At 48.6% G+C, this 21156-nt stretch carries 15 protein-coding genes; 7 read left to right on the top strand and 8 right to left on the bottom strand.

Annotated features, from left to right (window positions below; all coding sequences use genetic code 11):
- Nucleotides 1-114: 114 nt before the first annotated feature.
- The 7 genes from Q4A89_RS03830 to Q4A89_RS03800 all read right to left on the bottom strand — a co-directional run bounded on the left by Q4A89_RS03830 (nucleotide 115) and on the right by Q4A89_RS03800 (nucleotide 8373).
- On the bottom strand, nucleotides 115-1875 hold the full coding sequence (locus tag Q4A89_RS03830; protein WP_303183913.1) for a RagB/SusD family nutrient uptake outer membrane protein: 1761 nt from the start codon (nucleotides 1873-1875) through the stop codon (nucleotides 115-117).
- 12 nt (nucleotides 1876-1887) lie between these two features.
- Nucleotides 1888-5196 carry a TonB-dependent receptor gene (locus Q4A89_RS03825; protein ID WP_303183912.1) on the bottom strand — a complete coding sequence of 1103 codons (3309 nt, stop codon included), beginning with the start codon at nucleotides 5194-5196 and terminating at the stop codon, nucleotides 1888-1890.
- Between the two features lie 414 nt (nucleotides 5197-5610).
- Entirely contained in the window at nucleotides 5611-6249 is a 639-nt protein-coding gene (locus tag Q4A89_RS03820) for a TatD family hydrolase (RefSeq protein ID WP_303183910.1), read from the bottom strand.
- A gap of 19 nt (nucleotides 6250-6268) precedes the next feature.
- Nucleotides 6269-6490: a membrane protein insertion efficiency factor YidD gene (gene yidD, locus Q4A89_RS03815; protein WP_303183919.1), complete on the bottom strand. Its 222-nt coding sequence runs from the start codon at nucleotides 6488-6490 to the stop codon at nucleotides 6269-6271.
- Complete coding sequence (rnpA, locus tag Q4A89_RS03810; RefSeq protein ID WP_303183908.1) at nucleotides 6490-6888, bottom strand: ribonuclease P protein component; 399 nt, start codon at nucleotides 6886-6888, stop codon at nucleotides 6490-6492. The genes yidD and rnpA overlap by 1 nt, the downstream gene beginning before the upstream one ends.
- Nucleotides 6875-7645, bottom strand: coding sequence for a uroporphyrinogen-III synthase (locus tag Q4A89_RS03805; RefSeq protein ID WP_303183917.1), 771 nt, complete (start codon nucleotides 7643-7645; stop codon nucleotides 6875-6877). Before Q4A89_RS03805 ends, rnpA begins: the two co-directional genes overlap by 14 nt.
- Nucleotides 7642-8373: a DUF4271 domain-containing protein gene (locus Q4A89_RS03800; protein ID WP_303183906.1), complete on the bottom strand. Its 732-nt coding sequence runs from the start codon at nucleotides 8371-8373 to the stop codon at nucleotides 7642-7644. Before Q4A89_RS03800 ends, Q4A89_RS03805 begins: the two co-directional genes overlap by 4 nt.
- A gap of 218 nt (nucleotides 8374-8591) precedes the next feature.
- Between Q4A89_RS03800 and nadB the strand changes: the two genes are divergently transcribed.
- The 7 genes from nadB (at nucleotide 8592) to Q4A89_RS11695 (ending at nucleotide 19279) form a co-directional block, all read left to right on the top strand.
- A complete protein-coding gene (gene nadB, locus Q4A89_RS03795; protein ID WP_303183915.1) occupies nucleotides 8592-10160 on the top strand; it encodes an L-aspartate oxidase in 1569 nt (522 codons plus the stop codon).
- A gap of 28 nt (nucleotides 10161-10188) precedes the next feature.
- Nucleotides 10189-10782 (top strand): RNA polymerase sigma-70 factor, encoded by a 594-nt coding sequence (locus Q4A89_RS03790; protein WP_303183904.1) that lies wholly within the window; start codon nucleotides 10189-10191, stop codon nucleotides 10780-10782.
- Nucleotides 10783-10854: 72 nt separating this feature from the next.
- On the top strand, nucleotides 10855-11853 hold the full coding sequence (locus Q4A89_RS03785) for a FecR family protein (RefSeq protein ID WP_303183903.1): 999 nt from the start codon (nucleotides 10855-10857) through the stop codon (nucleotides 11851-11853).
- A 197-nt stretch (nucleotides 11854-12050) separates the two neighbouring features.
- Nucleotides 12051-15371 (top strand): TonB-dependent receptor, encoded by a 3321-nt coding sequence (locus tag Q4A89_RS03780; protein ID WP_303183901.1) that lies wholly within the window; start codon nucleotides 12051-12053, stop codon nucleotides 15369-15371.
- 25 nt (nucleotides 15372-15396) lie between these two features.
- Nucleotides 15397-17109, top strand: coding sequence for a RagB/SusD family nutrient uptake outer membrane protein (locus tag Q4A89_RS03775; RefSeq protein WP_303183899.1), 1713 nt, complete (start codon nucleotides 15397-15399; stop codon nucleotides 17107-17109).
- Nucleotides 17110-17189: 80 nt separating this feature from the next.
- Nucleotides 17190-18905 (top strand): FAD-dependent oxidoreductase, encoded by a 1716-nt coding sequence (locus tag Q4A89_RS03770; protein WP_303183898.1) that lies wholly within the window; start codon nucleotides 17190-17192, stop codon nucleotides 18903-18905.
- Nucleotides 18902-19279, top strand: a complete 378-nt coding sequence (locus Q4A89_RS11695; RefSeq protein WP_368389493.1) for an FAD-dependent oxidoreductase — start codon at nucleotides 18902-18904, stop codon at nucleotides 19277-19279. Before Q4A89_RS03770 ends, Q4A89_RS11695 begins: the two co-directional genes overlap by 4 nt.
- Nucleotides 19280-19489: 210 nt before the next feature.
- Here Q4A89_RS11695 and Q4A89_RS03765 read toward each other — a convergent pair whose 3' ends face one another.
- Nucleotides 19490-21121, bottom strand: coding sequence for a RagB/SusD family nutrient uptake outer membrane protein (locus Q4A89_RS03765; RefSeq protein WP_303183896.1), 1632 nt, complete (start codon nucleotides 21119-21121; stop codon nucleotides 19490-19492).
- Between the last annotated feature and the right edge of the window lie 35 nt (nucleotides 21122-21156).

The following is a 21156-nucleotide window of genomic DNA, read 5'->3' as shown; positions in this document are numbered from 1 at the left end:
AAAAACAGCTGTTTGAATGCCGGATACTCAGTTTCCAGGGCAAAAACAGCTGTTTGAACGCCGGATACTCAGTTTCCGCCCTTTGCACCCATCGCGGGTGGGGGCCGGGAAAGATTACCAGCCCGGGTTCTGCTTCAGGTTCGGATTCATCACCAGATCGTTGGCAGGGATGGGATAGAAATAGAGTTTATCGTTCCATGTGCGTTTCTGATCTTTCATGAAGACGAGCGTATGTCCGTCGTCGGCAAGCTGCGTGTTGTTGTTGGCTCCGTTTTCGAGCGTTTTCCCGACGTAGAGGTAATATACGCCGGGCACTTTCTGGGGCTTGCGGTCGAGCGTGAAGCATACGTCGAGTTTGCCGTCGCCATTCATGTCGTAAGGCACATCGAGCTCCGGGATATAAATGCCGTCCCACACTTTCGTGGCGGCCTCGCCGGCCTTCCAGCGGCAAATGTCGGCCCACGAGAAGCCTTCGAACGAAAGCTCGATGGCGCGTTCGCGGCGTATCTCGAGTATCTCCGGATTCGAGACGGAGGGAAAGAAGCGACTTTGCAGGTACGGATCGGGCACGGTCGGTTTCTTGTCGAGTCCTCCGGTGATACCGGCACGGGCGCGCAACGCCCCGACGGTCGTTTTCCAATCCTCGTCAGTGAGCGTTCCCAGCTCGGCTTTGGCTTCGGCATAGTTGAGCAATACCTCGGCATAGCGGAACAGGGGCACGTTGTTGTCGCAGATATCGACATTGTCGTACTGCGTATCGTCGAGCGTAAACTTGCACGTATGGTATCCGGTGATGGCATAGGCATAGTCGGGCGCGGTCGGCACCGCCTCGCCTCCGCTGATGCGCGTGAACCCGGGCGTGCGAATCGTCTGTGCCAAACGGGTATCGCGATCCTTACACTCTTCGACGAAAGACGTCGTTCGGTAATCGGCTCTGGCCGTGAAAGGCGTCCCGTCGCGCATCAGATACGTGTGGACGAAAGCGCGCGTCAGGCTGGGGCATACGCCGAAGGTCACCGACGTCCAAACACGGTTGCCGGAATGTGCGACACCCAGTTTACCATCGAAGGTAACGGCATAGAGCACCTCGTCGGACACGGGTTTTTGCGTCACAAAGAGCTTGCGGTAGGAGCGCTCTACGCCGTCGGCCGTATAGACACGATACCCGGCCTTCATCACGAGGCGCGCCGCTTCTTCGGCTTCCTTGAGCCACGCCCCGGCCGATGCCGTCAAACCCGCCTCGGTATGATACTTGCGGAAGGTACCCTCCCACAGACAGACGCGCGACTTGAACGCCGCGGCGACCGTTCGCGTGATGGTGGAACACGTCTCGTCACGCTCCTTGAGGATGTGGGCGATAGCAAAATCGAGATCGGCCTTGATGGAGTCGACTATCAGCGTACGGCTGTCGCGGCCGGCGTATAAACGCTCGTCGTTCACTTCGAGCGGCCGGTTGATCCACGGCAGATCGCCGAAGCGCTGCATCATTCCGAAGTAGAAATATGCCCGGAAGAAACGCGCGATGCCGAGGTAATGATTGCGGGTGCGTACCGGCACAGCGGGACTGTTGCAGTTGACAATAAAGTAGTTGATGTTGCGCAACGTACCCCAATGCCATCCGGAGCTCTCTTCGGCACTAAATCCGTTTTCGGTCAGATATTTGACAACTTCGTTCGTAGCAATGTAGTACGAAGTGGTGTTACGCGCCGTATACGCGGGTAATTCATGATAGAACGAGTTCGTGTACATTTTCAAACCCGTTTCCGTCCGAAACACCGGCTCTTTCGAAACGGTCGCCTTCGGAAGTTCTTCCATATCGCACGCCCACAAGAAGGCGAGCGAACACATGATCGTATATATTGTTATTTTTTTCATCGTTCGTTTATTTTAAAAGGTGACAGATAAACCTACACTTACGCTTTTGAGTACCGGATAGCTGTATGACTTGCCGCCCCCCTGAATGATGGAGTTTGTGCCTCCACCCGTATCGACCATACTCTTTGCCTCGGTATCTTCGCCGTAAATCGTAGCCACGTCGAAGTTTTTCGTGTGTTTGTAAAGGGGCGACCAGGTCCAGAGATTCTCGGCCGAGAGATAAATCCTTGCCTGTTGCATCCTGACTTTCTCGGTCAGACGTTTGGGGAAGTTATATCCCACTTGCACATTCTTCAGGCGCAGATAAGCGACATTCTGCAAATAACGCGTCTGTACGACGGACAACTCACGCGTGCCCTGCAACGCTGTATATCCGCGATAACGCGGGAAATACGTGTTCGGATTCTCTTCGGACCAGATTTCGCCGATCATCGAACGGGGGATGTTGTTGTACGGACGGTTGTATTGTCCCCAGAACAGGGCATTGTCGGTGCCGGGCCACCAGTCCTGCTTGCCTACGCCCTGAAAGAAGGCGGAAACGAAAACTCCGTTCCAGTCGGCACCGAGGTTGATGCTGTACGTATAACGCGGCGTCGTGTTACCGATCACCTTGCGGTCGCCGGGATCATCGACTTTGTTCGTGCCGTAATTAATGACCCCGTCCTCGTTCAAATCCTTAAACTTGATATCACCGGGTAACCATTTCTTCGAGTTCGACGCATAGTAAAGCGACTGGTCGGCATGCGACTTGACATCCGCTTCCGACGTAAAGAACCCTTCCGTGACGTAGCCCCACACCTCGCCGACGGTCATACCTTCATAATAATCCGAAAGATGCTTCTGTTGATTGTTGTACCGGTCGATGGTCGAGGAATAATCGGCGAGCGTCAGACGCACATCGTACGAGAACGGTTTGCCGGCAAGCGTCAGGCGGTCGTTCCAGTTGAGGGTCAGCTCCCATCCACGGGTCGTCATATCGGCGTAGTTGCCTTTCGGCGTAGCGGCGCCGAACACGGCGGGAAGCGTGGTACCGACGGTGTACATATCTTTCGTCTTGCGCACATAGTAATCGCCCGAGAAGCGCATCCGGCCGTCGAGCAGACTGAAGTCCAGCCCGGCGTTGGCCGTCGTAGCCGTTTCCCATGTCAACTCGTTCGGGATGATGGACGGATGCGAAGTGGCCTGATTGAGCTTCCCTTCGATCAGGCGCGACATACGGTAGATATGGAACAGCTCGCGATACGCATACGAGCGGATATTACCGTTGCCCAGCGAGCCGTACGAAACGCGCAGCTTCACATCGGAAAGGGCTTTTTTATTCACCTTCCAGAACGACTCTTCCGAGAGCCTCCACCCGGCCGAGACGGAGGGGAAGAAGCCCCATTGCTGGTCGGTGGGAAACTTCGACGAACCGTCGAGCCGTCCGTTCACCTCGAGGAGGTAACGGTCTCTGAAAGCATAGTTGAAACGGAAGAACCCGCCTGCGATGCGCCATTTCTCGTAGTCGCTGGAGAGTGTGATACCCTCGCCGTTAGCCATGTTCATATTGTCGGCATCTTCGAAGATCAGCCCGTTTCGTCTTGTGTACAATGAATTGTAAACAGATTGCTCGTAATTGTAACCGAGCATGCCTTTCAGGTAATGAACGTCGTACCACTTCTTCTCGTATTCGGCATAAATGTTGGCCGCGAGATACTTCTTCGTCGAATGCACTTTTTGATAGTCGTTCGTCGACGAGCCGAGGTACGAAATAACGCCCTGCTTCGAGCTGTAGGGTACGGGCACACGCTTCGTCTTGCTGGTGTTATCGGTGTTTCGGTACGTCAGATCGCCCTTGACACGTAGCGCGTTATCGAAGAAAGAAGCCGTAAACGAAGTGGTGTTACGCAAGATGCGGTTGTCGTAATCCGTCGCGTTCTTACCGTAATAAAAATCGCCGACGCTATAGGCCGCCGCCATCGTCAGGGTTCCATCCGGATTGAGTAGCGGGCTCATCGGCTCCGCTTCGCTCTCCAGACCGTACCAGACGTTTCCGTCAGCCACCGTCAGCGGATTATGGTACGCCATCTGCGAAAATTCCATGTTGTTCTCGACCTTCAGCCACTTGAATATCTGGGCCGATCCTTTCGCCCGGACGTTCATGATGCTGTAATCGTCGCTGTTGTAACGGAACAGTCCGTCCTGTCCGTAGTAATGCCCCGACACCATAAAATCCGCTTTGTCGTTTCCGCCCTGTACCGTCACGTTGTGATCCTGTGCATAGAACTGCTTTTTATACAAGAGGTCATACCAGTCCGTATTCGCATAGTACAGATAATTCCCGGCAGCATCCGTTTCTACTTCGGGCGCGCCCGATCCGGGACGGCGCTTGGCCATCTCTTTATACCAATCGTCCGTATATTTCACGGCTTTGTGGAATTTCGAAGGCATCCGGGCATAGTCATACCATGCCGAATAGGCTTCGACAAATCGCGTGGCATACTCGTAGGTATCGGTCACCATATCAGGCACCACAGTCGGCGACTTGACGGAGAAGTTGCCCGAATAAGTAACGGATGTACGTTCCCTGTTCGGATTCTTCGTCGTGATAAGCACCACGCCGAAAGCGCCGCGCGCCCCATAAATGGCTGCCGAAGCCGCATCTTTCAAGACGGAAACGCTGGCGATATCGTTCGGATTAAGCATCGCCGGATCGCCCTCAACGCCATCGATCAGCACGAGCGCCGCGCCTCCCTGCCCGATCGAAGTCGTACCGCGCACATTAAAACTCGAGCTACGCATCGGCTTACCGTCGGCCAGCGTGATGTTCAGGTTCGGAACGGCACCCTGCAAGCCTTGCGTCACATTCGTCATCGGACGATTGTCAAAGACTTCGCTTGTCACCTGCTCCACGGCACCGGTAAGGTTGATGCGTCGTTGCGTGCCATAGCCAACCACCACGACTTCTTCCAATCCCTGCGCGTCTTCCTTCAACACGATATTCAGCAAAGTCCGCCCCTTTACGGCAACGGTTTGCGACACATACCCGATAAACGAGACTTCCAACACGGCATCGGAGGGTATCCGGATCGAGAAACGCCCCTCCACATCGGTGCTCGTACCGTTCGTAGTACCCTGTTCCACCACATTAGCCCCGATCACCGGCTCGCCGGTCTCATCACGTACCGTCCCGGAGACCGTTATCGCCGCCTGCTGCATCACCGCCTCATTACTCCGGGAGGATGCAAGAGACGCAGCATAAAAATCAACAGAGGGGATCATCATCGCCCCTGCAATACATAAACTTGAAATAAAATGTTTGTACTTTGTATAATTTTCCATGATACATCATAAAATGATTAATAAAAACGCATTTTTCATGTTGGAGAATCGGTCTCTCCCTGTTTCACTTTTCTTTTTTCATTGGCATTCCATTTTTAAAATTATTCATAAAACACGGCGAAGATATATTTTTTTCATGCAAACCCATCGCATTTCGCATGATTATTTTTATTTTTTATTTGAATAAAAGACATTAAAAACATATCCGATCCTTTTTATTGTTGTTTTCGCACCGCAAAATTGCACGAAGCGTATTATACAAAGATGAAAGGGATGTTACATTCATATGATAACGGGCCAGAGGGAAAGATGCCCCGAACTCGAAACGCTTCGTCAGGCACCTATCCAAATGTATATAAGAAAGATGTAAAATCCGTTATGACACATGGCCATACCTATACAAGCCGACCCATGTTACGGCACTCCGGGGCTTGTCAAAGCACCGAAAAGACCTTCGATCGTTTGAGAAAGCATCTCTTCCGTGATTTCGAGTTCTTCGGCGACGCTCCGGTAGAGGCTGCCGATGTCGATGGGGCTGTCGTCCGTTTCGAGCAGAAGCCGCCGGGCATTCCACGCCGTGTGGAGCGCCTCGGCATTGTAACGCATTCCGAAAGAGAGGTAAAGACCGGCATCCAAGAGCTGTTCGGCTAATTGCTTTCTGCCACGGAACCCATGGATAATCCACGGCATAACAGGACGTGTGATGCGACGGATGCGCAGCAACTCGTCCCATGCCTTGACACAATGAATGATAAGAGGCTTGCCTGCCTCTTCCGCCAATTCTATCTGCCGGACGAAAAGTTCTTCCTGGATATCGGGAGATGTGAGGGTGAGCCGATCTAACCCCGCTTCGCCAACGAGAACAATCCGGGGATGCGCTATCCACTCCTTCAAGACCTCCCACTGCCTGTAATCGGCATACCAGGGATGGATACCGGCTGCGTAGAACCGATCAGGTTGCAGCTCGAATGGAGCCCGTAAATCAAGGCTGACAACAGCCTCCACGCCCGACTCTTGAGCCATTCGATGCGTATGGATGTCGAAATATTTCATCACGAAAATATCTGGGCGACTAAGGTACCGGGTCGTATCCGCTTCCTCCCCAAGGGTGACAACGGGAAATACGCTTCAGTGTCAGCCACAGCCCTTTGAACGGTCCGTATTTTTTAAGCACCTGCACGGCATACTCGGAGCAGGTAGGCGTGTAGCGGCAACTGCTCGGTGTCAGCGGCGAGATGCAATACCGGTAAAAATAGACCGGAAGAAGCAGCAGATGCGTTAACAGGCGTCGGATCACGTTTCTTTTTGACGGAGATGATGGAGCGCTTTCTTTACGCCTTTTTCCACATCCGCATACGTACATACCTCGTTGCCGATATACATAAACGCGACGTGTACGTATTTTCCGGATTGCCTGCAAACGTGAGGAAGATCGCCTTTGTTCAGACGGTATGCTTCGCGTATCAGGCGTTTTATGCGGTTGCGCGCCGTGGCGTGCCGGATGCGCTTTTTAGGCACACCCACCAAAACAGACATGCCGGACACGGCAGCATCCTGCGCTATGCCCGACACGTATACGATCCTCAAGGGATATGCCATAAACGTCTGTCCTTTCTCAAAGAGACGCTCGATGTCGTTTCGCAGCGTCAGACGTTCGTTTTTCAGGAATCGCTTTTTTTCAGCGACTTGCATTCTTCTTGCCGTTACCCAGTTCCTTCTTCAGATATTGTTCGAGTGCGGCAGTCATGGAAGGAGCTTCGGGGGTCGGCGCTTCAACATCGAGTCGAAGTCCGGCATCAACAGCGGCTTTGGCAGTCGTCGGCCCAAAACACCCGATACGGATATTCTTCTGTTTGAACTTCGGGAAATTCTTCATCAGCGACGTAATCCCCGAAGGACTGAAGAACACGAGCATATCGTAATCGAACTTTTCATCTTTGTCGAATTCGTTGCTGACGGTTCGATACATAACAGCCGTTTTATAAGCAATCTTCTTCGTATCGAGCACAGCCGTCAAATCGTCTTTATGAATATCGGAGACGGGCAACAAATATTTTTCTTTGGAGTGCTTGCCGATGATGGTTATTAAATCGTCCATCTTACCGCTTTGGCCATAGAAGACCTTGCGTTTGCGATAAATAATGTATTTTTGCAGATAAACGGCAATCGTTTCGGTCATGCAAAAATATTTCATCGTTTCCGGAACCGTGATTCTCATCTCTTTGCAGAGACGGAAGAAATGATCGATGGCTGTACGTGCCGTAAAAATCACTGCGCTGTAATCGAGTATCGCGACTCGTTGTTGTCTGAACTCTTTTGCTGTCAATGGCTCTACTTTGATAAACGGGCGAAAATCAATGTCGACTCCATATTTTTCAGCAATGTCGAAGTAAGGCGATTTTTCCGACGTGGGTTTAGGTTGCGAGACCAGAAGTTTCTTAATACTCAATGCCATAAAGTACTTGTATCAATATTGTTATGCAAATAATTCAATCCTTCGTAAACGAATAACAAGGGTATAATTTCTTGGGCGCAAAGGTACGAACTTAAAAATAAAAACCCTGTATTTTTATTATAAAAGATACGAATAGTTGTGTAAGCAAAAACAATACGATAGAGGACATAAAGCGCCAGGTAAAGCATCAAAATATAAGGAGTATGTTGCCGGTCAAAGAGCAACCAGAACGTGGGGAAATAAAGCAACGTGCCCCATATATAAGACAGCGAGTGATAGCCGTTTCGCCAAAGACTATACTTCTCTTCTTTGCTAAACACCTGTCCATAGAGCGCATAGATGCCCTGTTTAATCAGGTAGTATGCATAGACCGCCACGAGAAGACTTCCCATCAGCAGGAGGGCCGGTCCGAAATCGTTGAGTTGTACGTACCCGCCCCTCAAAATGAGCAAATAGAAGAAAATCGTGCACAAAAACAACATCTGAAACTTCATGAAAGCCTTGAAAAAAAGATTTTTTTTCATAGAGGTCTCAAACAAGTTCTGCCGTTCTCTGACAGACAGCAGACTCCGGATCATCTTTCGGATAAGCGGATAGAATATGCGAAAAATGACCGAGAAGATCGAAATAAGCACGAGCATCATCACGAATAGGATGTCGTGTATATGTCGGCCATAATCGAAACCTACGCCGATATATCCTTCAAAAAGCTCGTTCTCCATCTGTTTTCACCTTCTTCCTCTTGTCTCTGTGCGGACAAAGGTAGTAATTCCGTTCTTAATAACGTCTCCCTCGCCTGTCCCGAAATCGACACCGCGCTATTTTTAAACACGTCCATCGAAAGAAACCATCTTGAGAAACTTCCCTTGAAAGGATGAAAAACAAACGGTAAAAATCGAAACAGTTTCTTACCTTTGTCGGTCGAAAACCTTATGTAATGATGGTAAAGAAACATGATTTTTTGGTGATCGGCGCCGGAATAGCCGGTATGAGCTTTGCGCTGAAAGTAGCTCCGAGAGGCAAGGTGGCTCTGGTATGTAAGTCCGGTCTGGAAGAGACGAATACGTTTTTCGCTCAGGGCGGGGTGGCGTCGGTGACGAACCTGCTGGTCGATAATTTTGAGAAACACATCGAAGATACGATGATTGCAGGCGATTTCATGAGCGACCGTTCGGCCGTCGAAAAGGTGGTACGTGAGGCGCCCGCACAAATCGAAGAGCTGATCAGTTGGGGTGTGGATTTCGACAAAGATGAAAAAGGAAATTTCGATCTGCACAAAGAGGGAGGCCATTCGGAGTCGCGCATTCTCCACCATAAAGACAGTACCGGAGCGGAGATTCAAGCCAGCCTGATCCGCGCAGTCAAACGTCATCCGAACATTACGGTCTACGAACATCATTTCGCGATCGAGATTCTGACACAGCACCATCTGGGCGCGACGGTGACACGCCAGACGCCGGACATCGCCTGTTACGGCGCCTATATCATGGATATGGCTACGGGACGGATCGACACCTTCCTGTCGAAAGTGACGCTGATGGCTACGGGAGGCATCGGCGCGGTCTATCAGACCACGACGAACCCGCTCGTAGCCACGGGCGACGGCATCGCGATGGTCTACCGTGCGAAAGGCACGGTCAAGGATATGGAGTTCGTACAGTTCCACCCGACGGCCTTCTATCATCCGGGCGATCGCCCGTCATTCCTGATCACGGAGGCCATGCGCGGCTACGGTGCCGTCCTGCGTACCCTCGACGGAAAAGAATTTATGGAACGTTACGACGCGCGTCTGTCGCTCGCCCCGCGCGACATCGTAGCGCGCGCGATCGACAACGAAATGAAAAACCGTGGCGACGAGCATGTCTATCTTGATGTGACCCACAAGGACGCGGAAGCCACGAAAAAGCATTTTCCGAACATCTACGAACGATGTAAAGGACTGGGCATCGACATCACCCAAGAATATATTCCGGTAGCTCCGGCAGCCCATTACCTCTGCGGCGGTATTCAGGTAGATCAGAATGCCTGTTCTTCCATCGCACGGTTGTATGCGGTAGGAGAGTGCGCCTGCACCGGCCTGCACGGAGGCAATCGTCTCGCATCCAACTCTCTGATCGAGGCCGTCGTCTATGCCGACGCGGCGGCGAAACATTCCGTCGAACGGATCGCATCGCTCGATTATCAGGAAAATATCCCGGACTGGAATGACGAGGGCGTCCGCTCGCCTGAAGAGATGGTCTTGATTACACAGAACCTGAAGGAAGTGGGGCAGATCATGTCGACCTATGTCGGGATTGTCCGCTCCAACCTGCGCTTGAAGAGAGCATGGACACGACTCGATATTCTTTACGAAGAGACGGAAAGCCTTTTCAAACGCTCCGTTGCCTCACGCGACATCTGCGAACTGCGAAACATGATCAATGTAGGGTATCTCATTATGCGCCAAGCGATGGAACGCCAGGAGAGCCGGGGGTTACACTACAACATCGACTATCCTCCAAAGAAATAGACCGAAAGATAGGCTTCTATGATATACCATGAAAACACAAAGGCCGAAAATCGATATCGAAAAAGTACGGCAGGGAGACCCCGATGCCTTCCGCGATTTTTTCGCCTTTCTCTACCCGAAACTCAAGGCGCTGGCATGCCGGTTTGTTGACGAAGAAACGGCCGAAGACCTGACACAGGATGTTTTCACTTCGTATTGGGAACGAAAGCATCTGATACAAGCGGACAACATTTATTCATTTCTGTTCAAGTGGTTGCAAAATGACTGTCTGAACTGGCTGCGTCATCAGACGGTCGTCGAAGCATACGAAGAACAGATGCGCTTGGCCGAAGCACGTAAAACCTACTGGGAGCGTCAGCTGGAGACGAATGACCTGCTGCGTCGGTTAATAAACGAGGATTTGCTCGAAACGATTGATCTGGCTGTAAAAAAACTGCCCCCCAAACGCGCCGAAGCTTTTCGGTTATGTTATTACCGAAATATGAGTCATAAAGAAGTAGCTGCCATGATGAAAATCTCTCCACGTACAGTCGAAGGCCATATCCACGCGGCGCTGACTTTTCTCCGTAGCAAACTGCGACATGTACTGACTACACTGTATATGTTTTACAACATGTTTTGATTTTTTTGGCGTTTTGGAGCACGTAGTCCGGAGTCGTTCGATTGTCTTCTTTTTACAAGCCTAAAAAAACAAATGATGAACGAACAACTGTTGGTGCGGTTTCTGATGAAGCAATGCTCGGCCGAAGAGCTCAAGAGCATTGACCGGTGGGTTGCGGCTGATCCCGCTCATGCCGACTGGCTATATGAAATGGAGCACTTGTGGAGTCTGAAGGATGAGCTGCGTTTTTCGGACGAACAGGAGATTAAACGATCGTATCGCCGTTTCCTATCGGGGATAAACCGGAGTCCGTCACCCAACACCAAAGAGAAACGATGGAAGATTTCCACTTTCGTGAGGTATGCAGCCGCGATTCTGCTTGCGGCATTATTGGCCGTAAACGGATATGATTTGTTACGGAGCAGGACGCTCCCCCTCGCTATGAACACCATCGAAGTGCCTGTCGGACAGCGTGTCTCACTACTCCTTTCAGATGGAACAAAAGTCTGGCTGAATGCGGGAAGTACGTTGTCCTACCCGTCGACATTTGGCAAAGAGAGCCGACCGGTATCGCTGATCGGAGAAGCCTTCTTCGAGGTCGCCCATGATGCCGACAAGCCCTTTGTGGTACAATCCGATCGGATGTACGTTGAAGTGAAAGGGACGAAATTCTGTATGAAAACTTATCCGGAAGAGAGGGCCGTAGTTACGCTGGCGGAAGGAAGCGTACAAGTCTCGTCGGTTGAGGCGGACTATCGGGTGATGTTGAAGCCCAACGAGCAAGTCTCGTATTCCGAGCAAGAAGGATGGGTGCTGACCGAACATGTAGATGCGGAACTGACCCGCTCATGGATACACGGCGAACTGTATTTCGTAGAACAACCGCTGTCAGAGATCGCTAAAAGTCTGGAGCGTCGTTTCGGCGTGCGGATACGGATATGCAATCCATTGTCGGCCGATGACACATACACCTGCCATTTCCGTGAAACGGATTCGCTGGAGCGAGTCTTGTCTCTCCTGAAAGAAACGCGACAGTTAGATTACAAGAAACGGAACGATGGAGTCATCGAAATGATAACCATAAAAAAATGAAATGCCTATGAGAAAAACGAAAGCGTAAAAAGAAACCGGAAATGCGGCAACATCTCCGGTTCCGATTCATTCAATAACATTGTTGACAAGCAAAATATTATTCATTAATCAATTACAAATGTATGAACTTTTATACGAAAAACAACACGGGCGATGAACCAATAACAACTTCATGGCCCGGAAAAAGTCTGATAATCATGAGATGTATAGTACTTTTTTGGCTACTCGGCACATTACAGACCATGGCGAATCTTTCGTATTCGCAGTCGGTACGGCTATCGTTAGAGATGAAAGACGCAACCGTACGAGAGGTCCTTTCCGTAATCGAACGGAAAAGCGATTTTTATTTCACGTATAACTCGACCCAGATCGAAGCCGCAAGGAAAATCTCCGTCCATGTCAAAAATCGTCTGATAACCGATGTGCTTGATGAGATGTTTGCCGGACAAAACGTGAATTATACGATTAACGACAAACATATCGTATTGTACAAAGACAACACGCCGCCTTCCGATGCCGTTGCGGCTCCACAACCCGCAAAACGCATCACGGGAAAAGTATCGGACATACAGGGCGAGCCAATTATTGGAGCCAATATCATCGAGAAAGCAAACCCCGCGAACGGCACGATCACCGACGCGGAAGGTAAATTCGCGTTAGAGGTTGCTGAAAAAACCGTATTGGTTGTATCTTTTATCGGCTATCATACGCGCGAAATCCCGATAAACGGTCAGTCGGTGTTTCATATCACCCTTTCGGAAGATATGCAAACCCTCGAAGAAGTCGTGGTGGTAGGATACGGAACACAAAAGAAAGTAAACTTGACCGGAGCCGTATCGAGTGTATCATTAGCAGAAATGGATAAACGTACCGTAGCTCAAACATCTTTGGCCTTACAAGGATTAGTTCCGGGATTAACTGTAATTCAACGCAGCGGGAAGCCTGGGGGAGACGGGGGGATTATCCGCCTTCGTGGTAACACGACTATTGGAAATAATGACCCTTTGGTGCTGATCGACGGTGTAGAATCGAGCATCAACTCTATCAATCCAGAGAGTATCGAGTCGATATCCATTCTTAAAGACGCAGCATCTTCAGCCATTTATGGTAATCGTGCAGCCAATGGCGTCATTCTTATCACAACGAAACGCGCCGAAAAAGGAAAGGTGTATGTTTCTTATAACGGCTATGTAGCCAAAGGTACTCCTACGAATGTGCCCAAATATGTAGGAGCGGTAGATTTTATGAAGTATATCTCTATTGCCAAGCGTGCTGTGGGCATGACTCCGGAGTATTCTGAAGAATACATCAAAGAATACGAAGCAGGAGTTGCCAGACGAGACCCGAATTATCCGGATGTGGATTGGTTCGATGCTACTGCGACCAATAATGGTTTAATGACGAGCCATATCATCACAGTCAGTCTGGGCACCCCGCTTCTCAGATCTCTTACACAAGCCGGTTATTTATCACAGAATGGGATTACGGAGCACACAAACTTCAAACGATATTCGCTGAGGTCGAACAACGACTATCAGATATCACCGAAATTGACCCTCAGTTCTGACATCTCGTTTCTTTATGCAGAGGCAGCTGAGCCATCGAAGCTGAGTTCGGGTTTTAACTTTGTCGGACGAATCCCGGCGAATCAGGCGGCATACTTGGCTGATGGGCGTTATGGTCCCGGATGGTCGGGTATTAATCCGGTTGCTTATTACAAAGATGGAGGAGTCATTTCTCGAACAGACCCATCGGCAGTGATGAACTTTTCCGCACTGTTTAAGCCTTTAGAGAACGTTGAACTGCAAGCACAATATGCACTAAACTACTGGGAAGACCATACCAAAGATTGGAACAAGCGGGTACAATTATATCTCAACGACGGCACTCCGGATCCTCAGAGTCAATCGAAATCTACGCTGACCGAAATCACAGGCCGCAGCCTGCGTAATCTCTTGAGCGGACGTGCCACCTATACGCAAACGTTATTTAATGACCACCATATTAAATTAATGGCCGGATACCAGCAGGAGTCTTTTTGGAATAAATGGCACTCCGGCTACCGAGAAGTATTTCCGTTTCCGGATTATCCGGTCTTAAATGCGGGCGGGGCAGAAAATCAAAAATCGAGAGGCTCGGCTTCCGATTACGCTCTACAGGCTTTCTTCGGAAGAATCAATTACGACTTCAAAGGGAAATATCTGTTTGAAGCTAATTTGCGATATGATGGTTCTTCCCGTTTTGCAGAAGGATACAGGTGGGGTATGTTTCCATCCGTTTCGGGAGGATGGCGGATCAGTGAAGAACGATTTTGGGATAGTCTAAGGGATATTGCCCCCAACGTCAAACTTCGCGCATCTTGGGGACAGCTGGGCAACCAAAATACGCTGAACGGATTCTATCCGGCACAGTCGATTGTCGGCTTAGGAACAAACTATATTTTTGATAAAAACATCGTTTCAGGGGCTTCCATCACGACAATGGCTAATTCTCAAATAAGCTGGGAAACAACGACGATGAGTAATATTGCCGTAGAGTTTAATTTATTTAAAAAATTAGATGTTACGGCAGAGTATTATTACAGGGAAACTAAAGACATCCTGTTAACTCTTGATATTCCGTTAATTATTGGACTATCCGCCCCTTCTCAAAATGCAGGGAGGCTTGAAAATAGAGGATGGGAAATCGGCGCAACTTATAAAGACCATTGGGGGGATTTCCACTTCAGAGCAGCCTTCAATCTTTCAGATGTCAAAAATAAGATTCTTGATTTAAAGGGAATCAATGAAACATGGCTTACCGTGAATCGCGAAGGCTATCCCATGGGATCAATTTACGGATATGAAGCCATCGGTTACATTGTTCCCGAAGACTATGATGCCGCAGGGAAGTATAAAGGAGCAACACAAATGGGCAATTTCGGACCGGGAGATATCAAGTATAAAGATCAATTAACGGTTGATACGAATAACGACGGAGTTCCGGATGCGGCTGACGGAGTGATCAACACCTCAGATCTTGTCATTCTTGGCAGTACGATTCCTCGTTATACGTTCGGCTTGAACTTATACGGAGAGTATAAAGGTATCGATCTTAATATTATGTTTCAAGGTGTTGGCAAAGCCGACGGTTATGTCTGGGGCCATTCGATCGGTTCATTCTACGAAGGGGGATCGATGCCTGAAATCGGTAAAGATTACTGGACACCCGAAAATAGAAATGCCCAATTTCCCAGATTAGCATTCAATAACAGCAACAACCAACAAAATTCTTCTTTTTGGTTGAAAGATGCGTCTTATCTGCGTTTGAAAAATATCCAGTTAGGCTACACAATCCCCAGACAATACGCGTCCAAAATAGGACTATCGGATTTAAGACTTTATATAAGTACCGATAATGTATTTACTATTTCTAAATTCTGGAAATATTTTGATGTCGAATCGCCGATACTGCACGGTTATGGGAACTTCTATCCCATTATGCGTACAACTACATTCGGAATCGATGTAAAGTTTTAAGTTTTAATTTTTAATCATTTATGCAATGAAAAAGATTTTATATTTCATAATAACAATAGGGTTATGTTTGTCGTGCAGTGACTTTCTGGATAAGGCACCGTTAGATTCTCCTTCGGATAAAACCTTTCTGGCAAACAAAAAAGAAATTGAGATGGCCATAGCAGGATGCTATACCAATCTGTGGACAGGATGGGAAGGGATGGCCTTCTTCCTGGCTTTTGAAGAGTTATCAGACAATGGATGGGATCGTAATACAAATGATGTACAGAAGTTATCACAAGGCGCCAACGATGCTCAAAGCTCATTTGTCAGAACAGTATGGAGTACTTGTTATAGTGGGATAAGCCGATGTAATTATCTGATCAATAAAACGAATCAGACCAAAGGAGTGGATCCTGATTTTATCGCGCAGGCACAAGCACAGGCTAAATTTCTGCGAGCTTACTATTATTCTTACTTGATCGATCTTTACGGCGATGTACCGTTAATTCTGGAAACACTCTCACTGAACGAAGCTCAAGTATCCCGTTCACCGAAAGAAGAAGTATTAAATCAAATTTTTAAAGACTTCGACGATGCCGCAGCAATCCTTACAACACGTAATAAACCGACTTCGGGCCGTCCTTCTCGTCAGGCAGCTCTTGCCCTGAAAGCAAGGATCGCCCTTTATAATGGGAAGTGGGATGTAGCCATTGCCGCAGCAGCAGAGGTAATGAAATTAGAAGGAACGGAAGTGATACTTGAGCCGAATTTCCCCAAACTGTTCACTTATGAAGGACAAGATTCGAAAGAAATTCTTTTTTCTATCCAATACCTGGTGGGCTATCAGGTACATCCTATTTTCAGACTTTTCGGCAGCCGAAACGGAGGCGGGCATGCCAATAAAGTCCCTTCATATCAACTCGTAGACTCGTACGAGTGTAGGGATGGACTTCCGATCGATCAGTCTCCGTTGTATAATCCGGCCAAACCTTGGGACAATCGTGACCCGCGTCTGGCATGGACGTTTGCCCTTCCGTCTTCGGGTTATTCGAACTGGAAGAATGAGCCAGGTTGTATTTTCCAAGGTTTTCAATACGAAACGCACCGTGACAGTATTAAATGCTGGAACTACCATACCTCTCCACATTCTTACGTCGATAATCAGGATGCCCTGAATGCCTATGCGTCTTTTACCGGTATCAACTGGCGCAAATACGTGAATGACGCCAACTATGGCGATGTCAACAACTGTGATAATAATGTTATCGTTATTCGCTATGCAGAAGTTTTATTAACGTATGCCGAGGCCAAAGTGAAAGCCGGTCAAGTTGACCCGTCCGTCTACGAAGCGTTGAATAAAATCAGGAAGCGTGTCGGTATGCCGGTTATAACCCAAATGAAAGCCGACGAGCTTTTTTATGCAATCGCAAGAGAACGAAGGCATGAATTAGCCGGCGAAGGACAAAGACTTTCCGACATCAGGCGGTGGAGAATCGCTGAAAACGTAATGAATGGATTCGTATTGGGCAGAATGCAGAAATCTTATCCGCTTAAAGCGCCTGCCATTGATCAGTGGGGAACTCCGAATTATCAGGTAGTCGGAATTCCGATCGCCTCCGATGTAAATCATCCGAACACCTCCATGCGGACCGTTGACAAGCGTGTGTTTAAAGCAGATAAAGATTATCTCTGGCCTATCCCTTATATCGAAAGAAAGACGAATCCGAATCTGACACAAAACCCGAACTGGGAATGATCGTTTTCCATACAGGCACAGGTTGCGAAGAATTCATTTCTCCGTAATCTGCCTGTATGAACCTGATAAAAATAAGCATCATGATATTTAAAGAAAAAATAGCGTATTTACTAGCCTGCCTGACCTTTATAAATCCAAATTTATCATCGATTTCCGGGAAGGACAGAACTTACGATGTAGTTATTTACGGTGGGACCTCTGCCGGGATTGCTTCGGCTATTCAGGTATCGAGAATGGGAAAATCCGTCATACTCATCGAGCCGACACGCCGCATCGGCGGATTAACCACAGGAGGACTGGGACAGACTGATATCGGGAATAAACAAGTAGTAGGAGGCATTGCCCGAGAATTTTACCGAAATATCCGTCAATACTACGATCATCCCGATAACTGGAAATGGCAGAAAAAAGAAGAATATATGGATTCCGGACAAACGAGAACCGAAAGGGATGAAGAGGCCATGTGGACGTTTGAACCTTCCGCAGCACTGAGCGTGTATCAAAAGATGCTGAACGATGAAAAGATAACCCTTGTTCACAGCCAGAGACTGAATCGGAAAACAGGGGTAAAAAAACAGAACGACCGGATTCTTTCGATTGAAATGGAGGACGGGTCAAAATATACCGGCAAAATGTTTATCGATGCTACATACGAAGGGGACTTGATGGCTACTGCCGGAGTTTCTTACAGCATCGGACGGGAAGCGAACGAGACGTACGGAGAAACGCTAAATGGCGTGCAAGCCAACCGGATCAACAACACGTTGAGTTGGACTGTTTCAACAAACGGATATAATCATAACTTTTCCGATGGGGTTGATCCGTATATCGTGAAAGGTGATCCGACCAGCGGCCTGCTCCCGTATATCACCGAAGGAGGGCGTCCGGGAATCGATGGGCACGGCGATCGCAAGATACAAGCGTATTGTTTCCGCATGACACTTACAGACCATCCGGAGAACAAAATTCCTTTTCAAAAACCGGACAACTACAACGAGCTAAATTACGAGCTGTTATTCCGAAATTATGAGGTGGCTGGCGGATCAGAAGCGAATCAGATACCCTGGATTAATTCACCGATGCCGAACAGAAAAACAGACACCAATAACCGGAGAGGTTTTTCAACCGATTTTATCGGACAAAACTATGCTTATCCCAAAGCCGATTATGAGGAGCGCGAAAAGATTATACAAGCTCACCGTGATTACCAGCAGGGATTGATGTGGACATTAGCTTTTCATCCACGCATCCCGCCGCATATAAGGAACGAAGTTTCGAAATGGGGCACCTGCAAAGATGAATACGAGAAAGACAGTAACGGATGGCAGCAACAACTCTATATCAGAGAGGCAAGGCGCATGAAAAGCGATTATGTAATGACGCAGAAAAACTGTGAACGCATCGAAATCGTTGACGACCCGGTCGGGATGGGAGCATACGGGATGGATTCGCATCATGTGCAGCGATATGTGGATGCCAATGGATTCGTGCAGAATGAAGGGAATGTGGAAGCGCCTGTTTCCGCTCCTTATCCGATCAGCTACCGCTCTATTGTGCCTAAACGGAGCGAATGCCGGAATTTACTTGTTCCCGTATGCGTAAGTTCTACACACATTGCGTTTGGTTCGATTCGCATGGAGCCCGTATTCATGGTTCTCGGACAATCGGCTGCAACAGCAGCCTGTCAGGCCATTGATTCGGGAAAAGCTGTTCAGGATATAGATTATGCTTTATTAAGGGAGCAACTGCTGAAAGACAAACAAGTTTTGGAAGTAACCATACAAGAAAAACGGTGAGACAAATCGGAGCTATATGCAGTCTACTGGTGGAGACGGCTTTAGATTTATACGCAGAATCATTAACGCATATAACACATCAGTCCGACGTAATCATTTATGGAGGTACATCGGCTGCTGTAAATGCCGGCGTAGAAGTAGCACGGTCGGGAAAGAAAGCAATCATTGTCTCACCCGACATACATTTGGGAGGACTCTCATCCGGAGGCTTGGGGTTTACCGATCCAATAGATTTAGCGAAAATCTTAAAAAAGCATTTTACAGTTCATCACGCTTACATCATTAATAATATGATAATTCGAGCTATGAATATACTGGATTTGCCCATCAATTCCCCCAATGAAGAGTCCTGTCGAAGAAAAACAAAGAATTAATAGAGCAAATGGGTGTGACTTATTACGACCTCCTATACAAGAAAATATCCGCATTGATGCTTAGCATTTACCTCCTATCCGATTATGGTGCGGCCGAAAGCCCCCAGCGCTTCTCGGTACGATGTCCTAAGTATAGCGCGACTGCAATAGGACGGCGAAAGTATTATTTCTTCCGGTAAAATCTCGAACGACAATCAAAAAATTTGCTTCTCAATATCCCGGATTTTGAAGCAAATTTTTATTGAGTGACCGAATTTTTTCCGGGATTGGAAAGACCGTGGTGTATCCGTTGGCTTCCTTTTCAAGGGGTGGTCGATAGCTATAGGCGCGTGTAAACAGGCCGAAGCGCACCAGATCCTGTCTCCGCCATCCTTCCCACACAAGCTCCAACAACCTCTCATCCAGAATATGTTGCAAGGTTGCCGTCCGATGGGGTGCTTTCACCCGTTCCCGCACCCGATTCAGCTCCGTATCACCGTTTTGTCCGTTGCGAACAAGCGCCTCGCTCTTCATCAGCAAGACATCAGCATACCGAAACAAAACGATATCGTTTTCCATCAGTTTGCCATCCTTAGTTGCAGTCTTATCCACTGCATATTTTTTCATCCGCGCTCCGGCGTTTTTTTCGTAGGGCGTATCGGTTACGTCCAACGCCACCTTATCGGGATAATAGACCAACGTTTCGCCGTTATCGAGACGAACCGGGCGTCCGCTCAAATCATAGACCGTATCCGCATAGAAACAGTAGTCGAAACGAGGATCCGCCTCCGCCGTACCATAACCGAACGTATGGAGTGTTTCGAGCGTGGCGCAGGCACCGTTTTCACCGCCCAATCCGTAGGCGGCCGCATGGTTGTAGTGCCGCGAGCGGAACAGATAGATCATCTGATTAGTATAGAGATATTTGTTCATTGGTATCACAAAAATATTTTCAGAGGAGTTTTCATTGAAAACGGCAAAATTTTCCGCATAATCGTCCGACAAGGTATATCCCATTGCGGTAAGGGAGTCGCACCAGGCAATCGTTGCTTCCCATGCATTCAATTGTTTTCCTCCCCAATTAAAATAGATTGCTTTCCCTTCGGGACGAGTCTTATCCGTCCAATCATCATCGCTATATATCTCCGCGTTGAGTGCCAGTTTGGCCAGCAGAAAAAATACAACAGGACGGGTAATGCGTCCATAATAGGAACCATGTCGGTTGCTGGGAACTTCCGGCAACAGCGGCAGGGCAGAGAGCAACTCATCGACGATAAACGCATAACTCTTACTGCGCGGTTGCTGCACGATCTCTTTCGTTGAGGGAGCGGGAGAAAGTACCAACGGCATACGGCCAAACAGATCCATCAGATGGTAATAGAACAGAGCTCGCAACGCCCTCACTTCGGCGCGATAGGCAGCCAGGTCGGCATCGGGATGCGCTTGTTGAAACGCGTCCATTTTCGCCAGCGAGAGATTGGCCAGGCCGACCACCTTATACAGATATTCCCAGGTTGCCCGGATGGCATCGTTGTCCGTACCCCATTTGTGGAGATACAATCCCTGCCAGAACCCACCATCGAACCAGTCGCCGCCGCGGGTGGGCATCATCGCTTCGTCGGTCGTGAAAGTATTCAAGTCATACACTCCTCGACCGGTACCCTGAAGTCCCTGACTGTCGGAATAACCGCCCATGTAATTATAGAGCGAAGCGACGCCGTTCAGGTAAAGCTCCTGCATATCATTAAACGTTCCGGTATCGGGAAGCCTGTCTTTGGGTTGCTCCTGCAGAAAATCGGCACACGCGGTAAGCAGTAGTATCCCTGCTGAAAATAAAAACCAAGTAATATATTTGCAATTCATCTGTTTAACTTTAATGTTTTACTTTCTATTTTACG

This window comes from Tannerella sp. (assembly GCF_030528505.1).
GTDB lineage: Bacteria > Bacteroidota > Bacteroidia > Bacteroidales > Tannerellaceae > Tannerella.
This window is presented reverse-complemented; position numbering and strand designations above follow the sequence as displayed.